Genomic DNA, 13,882 nt, shown 5'->3' on the forward strand with positions numbered 1-13,882 from the left:
CGACGGTCAGTCGATCGTGTCGTATGCGGTGTGCGCCCAACGGATTGTCACAGCACTGTGGTTGCGGAGCGCTGACCACCCTGTCCACAACGAGCTACCTAGAGTGACGTGCAGTCACATGTCATGTGTGGCTGCGGCGCGCTGTCGGCGCCCACGGTATGCCCGGCCGCGGCCGCCTTTCCCGACGAAACGAGGCGTTCGTGATCCCACATACGGGCAAGCAACCCGGGCCGCGGGGCGGCCCGGCACCGGACAGGAGCAGGCCGCGCCCGGCATCTTGCGGCTGGTCACCGGGGTCCTGGCCATGCTGGCCATACTGGCGGGACTGTCCCTGCCGGTCCTGGCTGTGGCCCCGGCGCTGGCGGCCGCCCCCACGCCGAGCGCCTACGTCCCCAATTTCGGGTCGGACACGGTCTCGGTGATCGACACGGCCACCAACACGGTCACCGCCACCATCCCCGTCGGCAACAGCCCGTACGGCGTGGCGATCACACCCGACGGCACCCGCGCCTACGTCACCAATCAGAATTCGGCCACGGTGTCGGTCATCAACACGGCCACCAACACGGTCACCGCCACCATCCCCGTCGGCAACAGCCCGTACGTTGTGGCCATCACGCCGTCCCCCTCCCTGACCGTCACCAAGACCCACCGCGGCGCGTTCTTCCGGGGCAGGAAGAACACCTACAGGATCACGGTCACCAACAACGGCAACCAACCGACCGACGCCACCACCGTCACCGTGACCGACACCCTGCCCACGGGGCTGACCCCCCTCTCGCTCAGCGGCACCGGATGGGCCTGCACCCTGGCCACACTGACCTGTACCCGCGGCGACACCCTCGCCCCCGGCGGTAGCTACCCGCCGATCACGCTCGCGGTCAAGGCGTCCTGCAGGGCGCCGAAGCAGGTCACCAACACGGTCACGGTCACCGGAGGCGGCAGCGATCCCGACGCCGACACCGACACCGACACCATCAAGCGCAGCAAACACTGCGAAAGGCAGCACCACCACCACGGCAGACACGACAAGAAGCGCAGACCCGGCAAGCACGACACCGGGCACGGTGTCGGTGTGTCCGGGAAGCAACAGCCACACCACGACTGAACGTCCCGCCGGGGACAGCACGCACGACAGGAACACCAGGCGGAAGAAGGAAAAGGAGGAGGGGCCGCGCCATCCCCGAATGGCGCGGCCCCGACCACGTAGCGCGCGAACCCATCGTCCGCCCCCTGGGAATGGCGCCCATGGCTTTCAAGGAGACAGGCTTAGTGGCTCGTGGCCTCGTCGCGCGATACGACGTCATCGTCTCTCACTATGCGCATCTCGCGGTTGTGCTCGGTCAGCAGGATCAGGAATCCGGGTTCCGTCTCCATGACGTAGCCGATCACCTCCCGACCGTCGCGCAGTTCTATCCGCTCCATCGGGACCCATGGAGTACGCAGGGTCGCCGCTCCGAGCAATATCGTGAGAATGGTCAGGGCCGAGAGGTGACGAGTGACCCAGAGCGTGGTCCGCCGGACTCTCCCGCCCGCCCGTACGCCGCGCCCGATCGCGAAGACCAGCCCGCAGGCGGCAGCGAGGAGCAACACCAGCCACCAGCTGTGGAAGGTCACGAGGTAGGACACGACAACGACCAGCGCGCTCAGCAGCAGCAGGAGTCCGAACGCGTCCGGGCGCTCAGGCGGCCGCCCCTCCTCCCGCGCCTGTTCGATGACCTGTCGCGCCTGCTGTCTTTCCAACACCACCCGCAACAGAGCGAACGGCACCAGGATCGCGAGGAACAGCACCGAGGCAAGCGAGTCCGCCATGACCGTGCCGAGGACAAGGCTGATGCTGTCACCGATGTCGAGGGTGTGCAGTACGGTGAACGCGGTGTGCCAGTTGTAGCCGGACACCGCGAACAGCCGCAGGGTCACGAAGGTGATCCCGGCAGCGGTGAGGGTCAGCCCGGGACCCCGCCCACCCGTCTCGGACTTCTCGAGTGACATGTTCTTTGGTGCCTCTCACACGTGTTGGACGATGCAGTATGACTGATACGAATTAGTAGTGCTTTGTTAGCTGGTGCTGTCGTATCGGGCTCGCCCAGCAGCCGGGGCACCTCTTCGTATCCCTGGCCGAGAACAGGCACATCGCGAGGAGGAAGTACACCACCACCCGCGCCGGCAGCAGACGGCTGACAACGAGGCACAGCCGCCCAAGTCACCGACACTGGACCTAAGCCGGCATCGCGAGCTGCGGCCTGTCCCGGTGCATGCGCATGCATCCCCAGGTGCCCATCGCCACATTCAGCACGATGAGCCCTGCGAGGTAGCCGCCGTAGGAGGCGGACTTCTCGTGTGTGACCGGAGAGGCCGCCCCTTCGGGGTCGTACCGGACGGTGAGGGTGGCACCCGGCCCCACGTACTCCCGGCAGCCGTCCCCTTCGGAGAGGTCGGGTGATATGCGCTCCCCGGAGGGCTTTCGCAGGGTGCAGCGGTCGGTCTTGCCGTTCTCCTTGTCCACGACCACGGCTTCGGTCCACCGGCCCCGCTCCCTCAGCGCCGTCTGCTCGCCGGCCTCGTTCCCGAGGACGCCCAGCGCGACGCCCACGATGACCGTGACGACGAGTTGCCAGGCCGGCTTGCGCTCCCTCAGCGGCACCCACGTCATGGTGAACAGCGGGACCAGCAGCGCGGCGAGCGGCAGGACGAACCAGGCCGACAGCAGGGCGATACCGCGCAGCAGCCCATGGCTCAGCGGTCCCGCGGCGTTCGCATAGCCGAGCGCCGCCGAACCGGCCGCGCACCCCGCACAGAATCCGAACCACAGCAGCAGCTGCCTCGCCCGCCCCATGCGCAACTCCTTTCACCGACGGGTGAGTCTAACGAGGCAGCGCGCACGCAAGGTCGGGCTGTGCAGGGTGGCAGGAGGGGCACCCGCTCTGCTTGCGGTGGCTCTCTTGCGGGTTCCTGCGGGGGCCAGCCCCACCGTGATCGTCATGCCTGCTCCATGGGATCCGGAAGTCCCCTCAACCACCCTGGAAACATGACGACTTACCGAAACAGAGCCCTCGTCCTCACCCTCTCCGCGGCCGCGGTCGCGACCGGACTGACCGCATCGTCCGCCCCCCTGGCCCAGGCGCAGCCGTCGGCGGGCGCCGTACCCGCACTCGTCTGGCACCCCTGCGCCAAGGCCGGTGGTCCGGAGGGCCAGGAGTGCGCCGCCCTGCCCGTACCGGTCGACTACCGTGACCCGGGCGGCCCCCAGCTGGAGCTCGCCGTGTCCCGTGTGCGCAGCGACCGGCCTTCGGCACGGCGCGGGGTGCTGCTCGTACTCGCGGGCGGGCCGGGCGGCTCCGGGGTGCGCCGCCTGACGGACAAGGGCAAGGCACTCGCGGCACGGACGGATGGCGCGTACGACCTCGTGAGCTTCGATCCGCGCGGGGTCGGGGGCAGCACGAAGGCGAGCTGCGGGATCGACGAGGCCGACCGCCGGCTCGTGGCCCTGCGGGCCTGGCCGGGGCCGGACGGCGACATCACGGAGAACGTCGCCCGCTCCCGGCGGACCGCCGAGGCCTGCGAGCGCAACGGGGGCGCGGTGCTGCGGAGTTTCAGCACCGGGAACCAGGTGCGGGACATGGAGCGGCTGCGGCAGGCGCTGGGGGAGGAGAAGCTGTCGGCCTGGGCCGTCTCGTACGGGACCTACGTGGCTGCCGTCTATGCGCAGAAGTACCCGCGGCGCACCGACCGCTGGGTCCTGGACAGCACCGGCGACCCGGATCCCAAGCGCCTCGAGCAGGGCTGGCTGGCGAACATGTCGAGGGCCGCGCACGAGAGGTTCCCGGACTTCGCCGCGTGGGCGGCGAACCCGCCCGCCCCCTACGGGGGTCTGCGGCTGGCCGAACGCGGCGAGGACGTGCTGCCGTTGGTCCTCGGGCTGGCCGCGAAGCTGGACCGGGAGCCGAAGCAGACGCAGACGCCGGGTGTCCCGCTCACCGGCACGATGCTGCGGCAGGCGGTCCAGCTGTCCCTGTACAGCGACGGCTCGTTCCCCCAGCTGGCCCGGCTCATCCAGGAGGCCGGGCAGCCGGAAGGCAGGCCCGCGCTTCCGGGCGAGCTGGCCAACTCCCTGCCGGACGCGGACGCGGCGGTCACGATCGCCGTGCTCTGCAACGACGTACGCTGGCGCGGGACCCCCGCCTCGTACGCACGTGACGTCGCCGCCGACCGCGCCCGCTATCCGCTGACGGCGGGGATGCCGGCCAACATCACGCCCTGCGCCTTCTGGAAGAACACACCGGTGGACAAGCCCACCCGGATCACCTCCCGGGGCCCGTCCAACATCCTGATGGTCCAGAGCCTGCGTGACCCCGCCAACCCGTACTTCGGCGCCCTGAGGATGCGCCGGGCCCTCGGCGAACGAGCGCGTCTCGTCACGGTCGAACAGGGCGGCCACGGAATGTACCTGGGCAACGGCAATGCCTGCGGCGACCGGACGGTCACCCGGTTCCTGACGACGGGCGAGCGGCCGGAGCGGGACACCCACTGCGCGAACTGAGCGGAGACACCCGGGGCCTGTCGGACGACCGCTGCTGGGTCCGACCGGTCACATGTCACTGGTCACATGCCACTGGTCGCTGATCACTGATCACTGATCACTGGTCACGGCGGTCGCGGCGGTCGCGGCGGTCAGTCCGTGGGCGGCACGACGGGAAGCACCCGGTCGGGCCGCTCGGCCTCGCTCGCCTCCCTGTCCGCGTACACATGCAGGGTGTCGCCGTGCTGCCAGACACGGGGATCCGTCCAGATCTCCGTGGCCCCGGGGACGAGCACCCGCGTCTCCACCCGCTCGGCGTCGTGGACGACCAGCGAGATGATGTTGCAGCACAGGCCGCCCATGGTGAGGTGCTGCTCCGGGTGGTCCTCCGGGCCCTCGGCCTGCACGACGTAGTACCGGTCGTCCACCCAGTAGCCGCTCCAGTCCAGCGAGGCGTCGTGCGCCGCCCGCACGCCGTCGACCCACAGGCTCATCCTGCCGCCGAAATCCTCGTTCCGCATGAGCACGGCCCGGTGCCGGTCGTCGGTGGTGAAGTCCACGTTGAGCGCGAAGTCGTGGAAGTCCACGAACGAGTCGCAGGCCCCCGGGAGCGGGCCCGTGCGGTGCCTGAGGCGCTTGGTGGAGAGGTCGGGGTCGAGGGCGCAGGTCTCCGGCTCACGGCACGGCCGGTCGATGCGACGGGTGCAGCCGAGCGACAGCGCCGCGCAGTCGCGCGGTGAGGCCTCGGAGAGCAGATGCGCGAAGTGGTCCTGGTAGGTGCGGTCGCCGAGCCGGCGGCGGAGGTCCGCCTCGTACATCCACCAGACCTTCAGGTCGATGCCCAGCGGCGAACGGCTCAGCCACGGCTGCCATTCACCGCTCCCGGTCCCCCGCCGGCCGGTGAACCTCCGCTTCGCGGCGGCCCCCGCCCTGCGGATGCGCTCGGCTTCGTCGGCCGCCTGCGCGACCTCCTCGTCCGCCGCCCTCTCCGCGGCTTCCTCCGCGGCCCGTTCCGCCGCTTCCTCCGCGGCTCTCACGGCTGACTGCCCGGCGGTCTCAGGCGTTCCCCAACTCGTCGTGGACGGGGACACATCCCCGGGTCTCTCGCGGTCTGCCTTCCTGCCCCAACCACCCCAACGCCACTTCACACTGCCCCCGGCTCGCCCTCGGCAACGGCCGGACGGTGCGGCGCCACGGCGCCCGGCCCTCTGAACTCCCCTCGATCGTAAGAGGGGTACGCCGCGGACTTCGACGTATTTCCCTGCCGCCGGGTCTCAGCCGCCTCCACCGAGCTGCCCCACCGACGGCACCCGGTCCTTCACCGTGGCACCCGCGCTGAGGCCCGCGTCCTTGACGTCCTGGATGACGTTCTGCGCGGCCGCGATGTCGGCGTCGCCCGCCTGGCCCTTACGCAACTTGCCGCCCAGGCCCTTCAGCGACTCGATCCCGGCCGTCAGCGGTGCCACCGCCTTCGACAGCAGCGGGTCGGCCTTGGCGTTGTTCAGAGCCGCGTGGAGCCGGTTGTACGCGAACGTGCCGGCGAGCCCGGCCTTGACCAGGGCGAGCTTGCGTCCTTCGGCGCCCTGTTTGAACGCGCCCGCGCGGTACGGCTTCACGATCCACTGGTACGTCGCGCCCGCCGCGAGCCCGGCGTTGGCGACGAACCGCGCCTTGGCGTACTTCTGCGCCTGTACCGAGCTGCTCGGCGTGGTCGCGCCGCTCGCACTGCCGTCACCGCCGCAGGCCGCGGTGGTGACGACCAGGGCACAGCACAGCGGCACCGCCGCTGCCGCACGCCGCAGGGGAAGCCGCCGGGCACTCGGGCGGGTTCGGACATCCGGAGCGGGCATGGCGCACCTCCTTGCCTCCCCCCTCCCCGAGGCTGCTTCTCGCGCCAGCTTCTCCCGGCGCCGGGGGTTCCGCCACTCGGGTGACCCCGGACCGTTCCGAAGCCACGGACGGGTTCCCTATAGCACCGGACGGGTTCCCCACCTCACCGAGCGGCGACGGAGGGCCCGTACGGTTGCGGATGCCGCGTTTGGTTTAGGGAGAAACGGCAAACCGGTCGTCATGTCCCCACGACAGAGCAGTGGCACGCACCAGGCGGCGAGGATCATCGTCATCGTCGCCGACGTCATGGCCGCGATCATCGGCCTGTGGATCCTGATGTACCTGCTGGACGCCAACCGCGCCAACGACCTGGTGGAGTTCCTCCAGGAAACGGCACGCTGGCTGGCCGGCTGGTCCTACGACCTCTTCACCTTCGACGCGGACTGGGCGCAGGTGGTGGCGGGTTACGGCCTCGCCGCGATCGTGTACCTCTTCATCGGACACGCCGTGGCGGGCCGCCTGCGCCGTCACTGACGGCACCGCCACTCACGGCACCGCAGCACCGCAGCACCGCCATTCACAGCACCGCTACTGGCAGCACTCGGGGTCGAGCCCTCGCGGCAGCCGGTCCCCTCCGAACACCGCGGTGGTCGCCTCGTCTCCCCCCAGGGCGGCCACCGCGAGCAGCAGTGAGCCGGCCGTCCAGCTGGTGAGCTCCTCGGGCCACACGGCCTCGTCCTCGAAGACGTAACCCGTCCAGTACATCCCGCCGTCGGCGCGCAGGTGCTGGATGGACTGCAGGATCTCCAGCGCCCGGTCCGACTCGCCCATCGCCCAGAGCGCGAGGGCCAGTTCGCAGCTCTCACCGCCGGTCACCCAGGGGTTGGGCAGCACACAGCGGACGCCTAGCCCGGGCACCACGAACGCGTCCCAGCGCTCCTCTATCCGTGCCTTCGCCTCGGTCCCCGTGATCGCGCCGCCGAGGACCGGGTAGTACCAGTCCATCGAGTAGCGGGACTTGTCGAGGAACCGCTCGGGGTGGCAGCGGATCGCGTGTCCGAGCGCGCCCGTGGCCAACTCCCAGTCGGGCTGGGGCTCTTCGCGCTCGTCCGCGATCGCCAGGGCGCAACGCAGCGCGTGGTAGATCGACGAGTTGCCGGTAAGCAGCGCGTCGGTGACGGGGGCATCCCCGTCCTCGACCGCCTCGCGCTTCCAGCCGATCTGGCCGCCGGGCTGCTGCAGCCGCAGCACGAACTCGACGGCGGCGTACACGGCGGGCCAGACGCGGTCGAGGAAGGCGTCGTCACCGGTCGCGAGATAGTGGTGCCAGACGCCGACGGCGATGTAGGCGCAGAAGTTGCTCTCGCGGCTGCGGTCGGCCGGTTCGCCGGTGTCCACGCCGTCGGCGCGGTCCTGGTACGCGGCGTACCAGGAACCGTCGGCCAGCTGATGCCGTGCCAGCCATTCGTAGGCGCGTGCCGCTGCCGTGTGTTCACCGGCGGCGTCCAGTGCCATCGCCGCCTCGGTGTGGTCCCAGGGGTCCAGATGGTGACCGCGGAACCACGGGATCGCCCCGTCCTCACGCTGGACCGCGAGGATGCCTGCGACGGTCTCGGCGGCCTCGGCGGCCGTGAGGACCCCCGGCAGGACGAGGTGCTCGGTCCTCCCCGGTGAGGTCACTGGGCGGCCGCCGCGGAACCGGACTCGGACTCGGAGTTCGAGTGGGACGTCGACTCGGACTGGGGCCGGACGTCGCCGAGCGAGGGGGTGTGCGGTTTCGTCGCGTACACCACGAAGCTCTTGCCGATCAGCGGGTTGAGCGCGTTCTCGGCGATCCGGGTGGCCAGCGGCTTCTTCATGATGTCCCAGACCAGGAGCTTGTGGTACGCCCGCACGGGCAGCGCCTTGTCGTTGTCGACGCCGAACGCGCACTTCAGCCACCAGTACGGCGAGTGCAGCGCATGGGCGTGATGGGTGCCGTACGGCTTGAGCCCGGCCTCGCGGACCTTGCCGAGCAGCTCGTCGGCCTTGTAGATGCGGATGTGCCCGCCCTCGACCTCGTGGTACGCGTCCGAGAGGGCCCAGCAGATCTTCTCCGGCCCGTAGCGGGGCACGGTCACGGCGATCCGGCCGCCGGGCCTGAGCACCCGGACCATCTCGGCGAGCACACCCTTGTCGTCCGGGATGTGCTCCATGACCTCGGAGATGATCACGACGTCGAACGACTCGTCGGGGAAGGGCAGGTTGAGCGCGTCGCCCTCCATCGCGGTGGCGGTGGCGCCCTCGGGAGCCTCGCCGGCCTCCTTCATCGCCGCGAACCACTTGGCGACCTCGCGGATCTCCTCGCCGTTCTGGTCGAGCGCGACGACCTGCGCACCACGGCGGTAGCACTCAAAGGCGTGCCGCCCCGCCCCACAGCCCAGGTCGAGCACACGGTCGCCCGGGGCGAGCGGGAAGCGGGAGAAGTCGACGGTCAGCACGGGGTCTGCCCTTCAGGATGGGTAACGGCGCCCTCGCGCGGGGCGCGCCTTGCTATGGCCGCGGAGCCGAACCGGCCCGTGGCGCAGGTGCCCGCACGCGCGATGCGCGGGGCGGGTGCGGGGCCGGCCGGGGTCTGGTGTGCGGTGCCGCCGGGAGTCACCGGGTCCCGCCCGCTGCCGCGCGGACACCGATCGCCTCGCGGTAGAGCTCTGCCGTGCCCTCGGCGGCGCGCGCCCAGGTGAACCGGGCCAGCACCCGCTCGCGACCCGCGGCGCCGATACGGCGGCGCAGTTCCGCGTCACCGAGCAGCCGGCCGAGCGCGGCAGCGAGGGCTCCCGCCTCACCGGGCGGCACGGCGAGGCAGCTCTCACCGTCGGGGCCTGCGACCTCGGGGATGGCTCCGCCCGTCGTGGCGACCAGTGCGGTTCCCGTGGCCATGGCCTCGGCGGCGGGCAGCGAGAAGCCCTCGTACAGCGACGGCACACACGCCACCTGGGCCCCGCGTACGAGGTCCACGAGCTCCGCGTCGGAGATGCCCTTCACGAACCGGACCGCGTCCTGCAGTCCGTAGCGCTCGATCATGCGCGCAACGGGCCCGTCCTCGGCGCGCTTGCCGACGACGACGAGATGGGCGGCCGGGTGCTCCGTACGGAGCTTGGCGAGTGCCTCGATCAGGAACACGAGTCCCTTGAGCGGCACATCCGCGCTGGAGGTCGTCACGATCCGCCCGGGGACCTCCGCGACCGCGGGGTCCGGCGAGAAGAGGTCCGTGTCGGCGCCGATGTGGACGACCCGCAGCCGCTCCGGGCTCACCCCGAGGTGGTCGACGATCTCCTGCCGCGAGGTGCCGGAGACGGTGAGCACGGACGGCAGCCGACGGGCGACCCGCTTCTGCATCCGGGTGAAGCCGTACCAGCGCCGCACCGACAGACGGCGCTGCAGGGTGGTCGCCGCGTCGAGCTCCAGCTGCCGGTCGACGGTGATCGGGTGGTGAATGGTGGTCACGAGCGGCGCACCGAGGTCGCCGAGGAGCCCGTAGCCCAGTGTCTGGTTGTCGTGGACGACGTCGAAGTCCCCGCGGCGGGCGGCGAGCAGCCGCCGGGCGCGCAGCGAGAAGGTCAGCGGCTCGGGGAAACCGCCGGTCCACATGGTGGCGACCTCGAGCGCGTCGATCCAGTCCCGGTACTCGTCGCGGCCCGGCGTACGGAAGGGGTCGGGCTGGCGGTAGAGATCGAGGCTGGGCAGCTCGGTGAGGGTCACGCCCTCGTCGAGCACCGGGTACGGCTGCGCGCCGATGACTTCCACTCGGTGCCCGAGCCGGGCGAGCTCCCGGGAGAGGTGCCGTACGTACACACCCTGGCCCCCGCAGAACGGGTTGCCCTTGTATGTGAGGAGAGCGATGCGCAGCGGTCGGTCACCGGCGCCGGAGGCACCCGGACGGGGCCCGGCAGCTATGGCCTCAGCGGTCACTCACGGCCCCCTTCTCACTGCACTTCTGCCGGAGCGTAACCGCTCGCGCTAATCTAGAACAAGTTACAGACTTGATCGTTCTTGATCGCTCAAGGAGCATCGAATCTACCGGCAGGTAGCCCCGCTGTAAGGCCTGGATCAGGTGATTCGCGCCACGGCGGACAGCCCTGCCATGCTGGGCCGCCGGAGCTCATGGGGGACGAAAGACATGATCGCGGAAGCCAAGGCAGCAGTTCCTGCCTCCCCGCCCCTGACGGAGCGCCAGGAAGCACGGCGCCGCCGCATCCTGCACGCCAGCGCACAGCTGGCCAGCCGGGGCGGCTTCGACGCGGTGCAGATGCGCGAGGTCGCCGAGGCCGCGGGGGTCGCACTGGGCACGCTCTACCGCTACTTCCCCTCGAAGGTGCATCTGCTGGTCGCCACCATGCAGGACCAGCTCCAGCATCTCCACACGACGCTGCGCAAGCGCCCGCCGGCCGCGGAAGGTGCGGCCGAGCGGGTGGCAGAGACCCTGATGCGGGCCTTCCGGGCACTGCAGCGCGAACCGCATCTCGCGGACGCGATGGTGCGTGCGCTGACCTTCGCCGACCGCAGCGTCAGCCCCGAGGTGGACACGGTCTCCCGGCAGACGACGGCGATCATCCTGGACGCGATGGGGCTGGAGAACCCGACGCCCGAGCAGCTTTCCGCCGTCCGGGTGATCGAGCACACCTGGCACTCGGCGCTGATCACCTGGCTGTCGGGGCGGGCCTCGATCGCCCAGGTCAAGATCGACATCGAGACGGTGTGCCGGCTGATCGACCTCACGGAGTGAGGTCCGTCTTTCCGGGTTGGGCGCCTCAAGCGCCGGACGGGCTGGGGCTGTGCGGGGCTTGCCCGGTGCGGTGTGCTGCGCGGTGCCGTGGTGGGGTGTCGGTGTGCCCCCCGGCGTGGGCGCGGCCGGTGTGTCCGTCCTCAAACGCCGGACAGGCTTGAAGGTGCGGGGCTTGCCCGGTGTTGTGTCGGTGGGGGTTGGTGCCGTTCCGGGGCTCGTGTCCTGGACGGCATGATTTACGGCGCGCTTCACCCCTGCCGCGACGGCATCGCCTGCGTTGCGCGCCACAAATCACGCTCTAGTGCCGCATCAGGCAACGTTCGCCCTGGCGACGACCTCGCGTAGCCGTTCGTCGGCGGCGTGCTTGTTCCGCCAGATGATGTAGCGGCGGATCATGCTCCCCTGCTCCTTGTGACAGGAGTGGTCGGTGCCGTCCAAGGCGAAGTAGCGCAGGGCAGTGAACTGGGCCTCGATGCGGTTCAGCCAGGAGCTGTTGGTCGGCGTGTAGGCGAACTCGACGTTGTGGGCTGCGGCCCAGTCACCGACCCGGCTGTCCTTCTTCGTGGTCAGGTGCGGCGAGAAGTTGTCGAGCACGATCGCGATGCGGATCTTCGGCGGGTAGAGGCTGCGCAGATAGCGGCAGAACTCCACGAACCGCGTCCGGTTCTTCTTCGGCTTGATGTGACCGTAGAGCTTGTCCTTGCCCAGTTCATAGGCGGCGAACAGGTGCCTGACCCCGTGCGGGCGGGTGTAGGTCGCCCGCCTGCGAGGCCGTGGCCCTCGGGCAGGATCCTTGTGCCGTCCTCCGCGCTCGGCCCACTGCCGGCCCGGGTGGGGCTGGAGGTTGAGCGGACCGAACTCGTCCAGGCAGAAGACGACTTCAGGCTCGCCGTCCTCGGGTATGACCTCGCCGTCGGCGATCGCGTAGAGGTGCTCGACACGGGCCTTCTTGGCCGCGTAGTCCGGGTCCCGGGAGGTCTTCCAGGTCTTTATGCGTTGAAACGACACGCCCTCCTCGCGGAGCAGGACCCGAAGGCCCTCGTGGCTGATGTCGTCGACCACCCCCTCGGCGACCAGGAAGTCGGTCAGCTTGGCCAGGCTCCAGGTCGAAAACGGCAGGCCGTGCTCGGCCGGCCTGGACTTGGCGATCTTCTTGATCTCCCGGCGCTCCGGAAGGCTGAAGGTCCTCAGTCGACCGCCCTTGTACTTCGGGTAGAGCGAGTCGAAGCCGTCGGTGTTGAAGTTGTGGATCACGTCCCGGACCCGGTCCGGGCTGGTGAACGTCACCTCGGCGATCTTTGCCACGGGCATGCCCTGCGCGGATAACAGCACCATCTGTGCCCGCCGCCAGGTCACCACCGAACCGGTGCCTCTACGGATGATCCGCAGCAGGCGCTGCCCCTCGTCGCCATCGATCTCGCGAACGCGTACCCGCTCTGCCATCCGCACATGATCTCGTTCAATGCAAGGTCATGCGGGTATCCCGGGCGGTGCGTAGTGGCGCAAGTAGTCACGCACCTGAGGCTCGAGTCCGGACAGGTCATTGCCGTTGAGGGCATGCCAGAGACGGTTCTCGATCCAGAACCGATGGGCGAACTCCTCGAACGAAGGTGCACACCAGAGGATTGCGGCCCTCTGCTCCTGCGGATCGTCGAGATTGGTCTCCGTCTCCTCCCCATTGCGCCGTGCCTCGTACTCGTATTCGTAGTCGAGATAGGAGTGCACCACGAACGCCTCACCCGAAGGACGGAGGTAGAGATACCAGATGGCGCAGTCTTGTTGATCCCGCAGGAATCGCACGAGGAAGGCACCAGGCTCCACCGGACTGGGCAGGGGCTCTGAGATATCGGTCCAGCAGCAGGTCACCGAGACCTCATCCAGCGAGCAGTGCAGCCTCGAGTCGGCCTGGAAGGTGACGAAGTCCCGAGGCAGCGTCAAGCCCTTGGCCGCAAGGTTCTCTGCCAAGCGATTGAGCGCCGTGACCTGTTCGGGAACAGTTTCGCCGGTACCACCGAGCCGTTGAAAGGTGCCCGTGAACTCGGTGGAGTCGAGAGGCGGCAGGCTCTCGTAGGGGTAGTACTCATAGGTGTAGCGGCAGGGCCGGTATTCACCCAGGTCGGTGGCGCACCAGGCAGAGTCGAAGCCGACCGAGGACAAGTCAGACCCTGATCGTTCACCAGGCATCGGTCCCCCATTGATCACCGTGAGCGGAGTTGTTGGCGTCAGCATCGCACTGCCTACTGACACTCCCTGCGACGGGTGGGCCAGGCGAGCTCTCCCAGGTGAGGGCGAACGTTGCCTGATACGGCACTAGTGTCCCGGACACGACCCCTCCACGGCCCCTGTCCCGCAGGCGGGGGCCGGTCGCCCCCAGGGGGCATCATGTGCGGCCGAGCCGACCCGTATCGCCTCGCCCCGGGGTGCCTGCCGTTGCTCGGGAAGGGGGGACTCGGAGGGGTCGTGTGCGGAGACACTAAAGCTCCCCCAGACTTCGTCCGGGGGGACCCCCATGGTGTCGCGCAACGACAGCAGCGCCTACTTGGTCCGGGTGGGCGCGACGTAAATCATGCCGTCGTCGCACACGAGCCCCGCAGAGTCCCCCAACCTCACCGACACAACACCGGGCACGCCCCGCCCCCTCAAGCCCGTCTGGGGGTCCCCCCGGACGGAGTCTGGGGGAGATTGAGGACGGACACACCGGGCGCCCAACCCGATAGGCGGCAACACCGCACCGCCAGAGGCACGCGCAGCGTCACCGCACCGCCCAC

General features: G+C 69.6%; 14 protein-coding genes. 4 read left to right on the top strand and 10 right to left on the bottom strand.

What is annotated here, in order from left to right:
- Positions 1-304: 304 nt before the first annotated feature.
- The gene (locus tag ACTWOL_RS10855; protein ID WP_474296411.1) at positions 305-1,108 is read left to right on the top strand and encodes a YVTN family beta-propeller repeat protein; all 804 of its coding nucleotides are present in this window, start codon (positions 305-307) and stop codon (positions 1,106-1,108) included.
- 161 nt (positions 1,109-1,269) lie between these two features.
- On the opposite strand, the gene ACTWOL_RS10860 is transcribed toward ACTWOL_RS10855, so the two are convergent.
- From ACTWOL_RS10860 to ACTWOL_RS10870, 3 genes are read right to left on the bottom strand one after another with little or no spacing between them, the layout of a single operon-like run.
- A complete protein-coding gene (locus ACTWOL_RS10860) occupies positions 1,270-1,992 on the bottom strand; it encodes a hypothetical protein (protein ID WP_474296412.1) in 723 nt (240 codons plus the stop codon).
- A 52-nt stretch (positions 1,993-2,044) separates the two neighbouring features.
- The gene (locus ACTWOL_RS10865; RefSeq protein WP_474301141.1) at positions 2,045-2,194 is read right to left on the bottom strand and encodes a transposase domain-containing protein; all 150 of its coding nucleotides are present in this window, start codon (positions 2,192-2,194) and stop codon (positions 2,045-2,047) included.
- A gap of 24 nt (positions 2,195-2,218) precedes the next feature.
- Complete coding sequence (locus ACTWOL_RS10870; RefSeq protein ID WP_474296413.1) at positions 2,219-2,836, bottom strand: hypothetical protein; 618 nt, start codon at positions 2,834-2,836, stop codon at positions 2,219-2,221.
- A 192-nt stretch (positions 2,837-3,028) separates the two neighbouring features.
- Here ACTWOL_RS10870 and ACTWOL_RS10875 point away from each other — a divergent pair, with 192 nt between their 5' ends.
- The gene (locus ACTWOL_RS10875) at positions 3,029-4,540 is read left to right on the top strand and encodes an alpha/beta hydrolase (RefSeq protein ID WP_474296414.1); all 1,512 of its coding nucleotides are present in this window, start codon (positions 3,029-3,031) and stop codon (positions 4,538-4,540) included.
- Between the two features lie 131 nt (positions 4,541-4,671).
- On the opposite strand, the gene ACTWOL_RS10880 is transcribed toward ACTWOL_RS10875, so the two are convergent.
- Complete coding sequence (locus ACTWOL_RS10880; protein WP_474296415.1) at positions 4,672-5,556, bottom strand: hypothetical protein; 885 nt, start codon at positions 5,554-5,556, stop codon at positions 4,672-4,674.
- 237 nt (positions 5,557-5,793) lie between these two features.
- Positions 5,794-6,369, bottom strand: a complete 576-nt coding sequence (locus ACTWOL_RS10885; RefSeq protein ID WP_474296416.1) for a hypothetical protein — start codon at positions 6,367-6,369, stop codon at positions 5,794-5,796.
- 220 nt (positions 6,370-6,589) lie between these two features.
- Here ACTWOL_RS10885 and ACTWOL_RS10890 point away from each other — a divergent pair, with 220 nt between their 5' ends.
- Positions 6,590-6,883, top strand: coding sequence for a hypothetical protein (locus tag ACTWOL_RS10890; RefSeq protein WP_474296417.1), 294 nt, complete (start codon positions 6,590-6,592; stop codon positions 6,881-6,883).
- A gap of 54 nt (positions 6,884-6,937) precedes the next feature.
- Here the strand turns inward: ACTWOL_RS10890 and ACTWOL_RS10895 are convergent, their stop codons facing one another.
- The 3 genes from ACTWOL_RS10895 to ACTWOL_RS10905 form a co-directional block, all read right to left on the bottom strand.
- On the bottom strand, positions 6,938-8,029 hold the full coding sequence (locus ACTWOL_RS10895; protein WP_474296418.1) for a prenyltransferase/squalene oxidase repeat-containing protein: 1,092 nt from the start codon (positions 8,027-8,029) through the stop codon (positions 6,938-6,940).
- Positions 8,026-8,829, bottom strand: a complete 804-nt coding sequence (locus ACTWOL_RS10900) for a class I SAM-dependent methyltransferase (RefSeq protein ID WP_474296419.1) — start codon at positions 8,827-8,829, stop codon at positions 8,026-8,028. Before ACTWOL_RS10900 ends, ACTWOL_RS10895 begins: the two co-directional genes overlap by 4 nt.
- 157 nt (positions 8,830-8,986) lie before the next feature.
- Entirely contained in the window at positions 8,987-10,300 is a 1,314-nt protein-coding gene (locus ACTWOL_RS10905) for a glycosyltransferase family 4 protein (protein WP_474296420.1), read from the bottom strand.
- 208 nt (positions 10,301-10,508) lie between these two features.
- On the opposite strand from ACTWOL_RS10905, the gene ACTWOL_RS10910 reads away from it, so the two are divergent.
- On the top strand, positions 10,509-11,114 hold the full coding sequence (locus tag ACTWOL_RS10910) for a TetR family transcriptional regulator (RefSeq protein WP_474296421.1): 606 nt from the start codon (positions 10,509-10,511) through the stop codon (positions 11,112-11,114).
- 309 nt (positions 11,115-11,423) lie between these two features.
- Here the strand turns inward: ACTWOL_RS10910 and ACTWOL_RS10915 are convergent, their stop codons facing one another.
- Positions 11,424-12,557 carry an IS630 family transposase gene (locus tag ACTWOL_RS10915; RefSeq protein ID WP_474296422.1) on the bottom strand — a complete coding sequence of 378 codons (1,134 nt, stop codon included), beginning with the start codon at positions 12,555-12,557 and terminating at the stop codon, positions 11,424-11,426.
- Positions 12,558-12,584: 27 nt separating this feature from the next.
- On the bottom strand, positions 12,585-13,343 hold the full coding sequence (locus ACTWOL_RS10920) for a hypothetical protein (RefSeq protein ID WP_474296423.1): 759 nt from the start codon (positions 13,341-13,343) through the stop codon (positions 12,585-12,587).
- Positions 13,344-13,882: the final 539 nt, after the last annotated feature.

It is taken from the genome of Micromonospora sp. IBHARD003 (assembly GCF_056106285.1).

Bases quoted from the DNA above. Each gene is read 5' to 3' on its own strand.
- ACTWOL_RS10855 (WP_474296411.1), top strand. From the start codon at position 305: ATGCTGGCCATACTGGCGGGACTGTCCCTGCCGGTCCTGGCTGTGGCC.
- ACTWOL_RS10860 (WP_474296412.1), bottom strand. From the start codon at position 1,992: ATGTCACTCGAGAAGTCCGAGACGGGTGGGCGGGGTCCCGGGCTGACC.
- ACTWOL_RS10870 (WP_474296413.1), bottom strand. From the start codon at position 2,836: ATGGGGCGGGCGAGGCAGCTGCTGCTGTGGTTCGGATTCTGTGCGGGG.
- ACTWOL_RS10875 (WP_474296414.1), top strand. From the start codon at position 3,029: ATGACGACTTACCGAAACAGAGCCCTCGTCCTCACCCTCTCCGCGGCC.
- ACTWOL_RS10885 (WP_474296416.1), bottom strand. From the start codon at position 6,369: ATGCCCGCTCCGGATGTCCGAACCCGCCCGAGTGCCCGGCGGCTTCCC.
- ACTWOL_RS10890 (WP_474296417.1), top strand. From the start codon at position 6,590: ATGTCCCCACGACAGAGCAGTGGCACGCACCAGGCGGCGAGGATCATC.
- ACTWOL_RS10910 (WP_474296421.1), top strand. From the start codon at position 10,509: ATGATCGCGGAAGCCAAGGCAGCAGTTCCTGCCTCCCCGCCCCTGACG.
- ACTWOL_RS10915 (WP_474296422.1), bottom strand. From the start codon at position 12,557: ATGGCAGAGCGGGTACGCGTTCGCGAGATCGATGGCGACGAGGGGCAG.
- ACTWOL_RS10920 (WP_474296423.1), bottom strand. From the start codon at position 13,343: ATGCTGACGCCAACAACTCCGCTCACGGTGATCAATGGGGGACCGATG.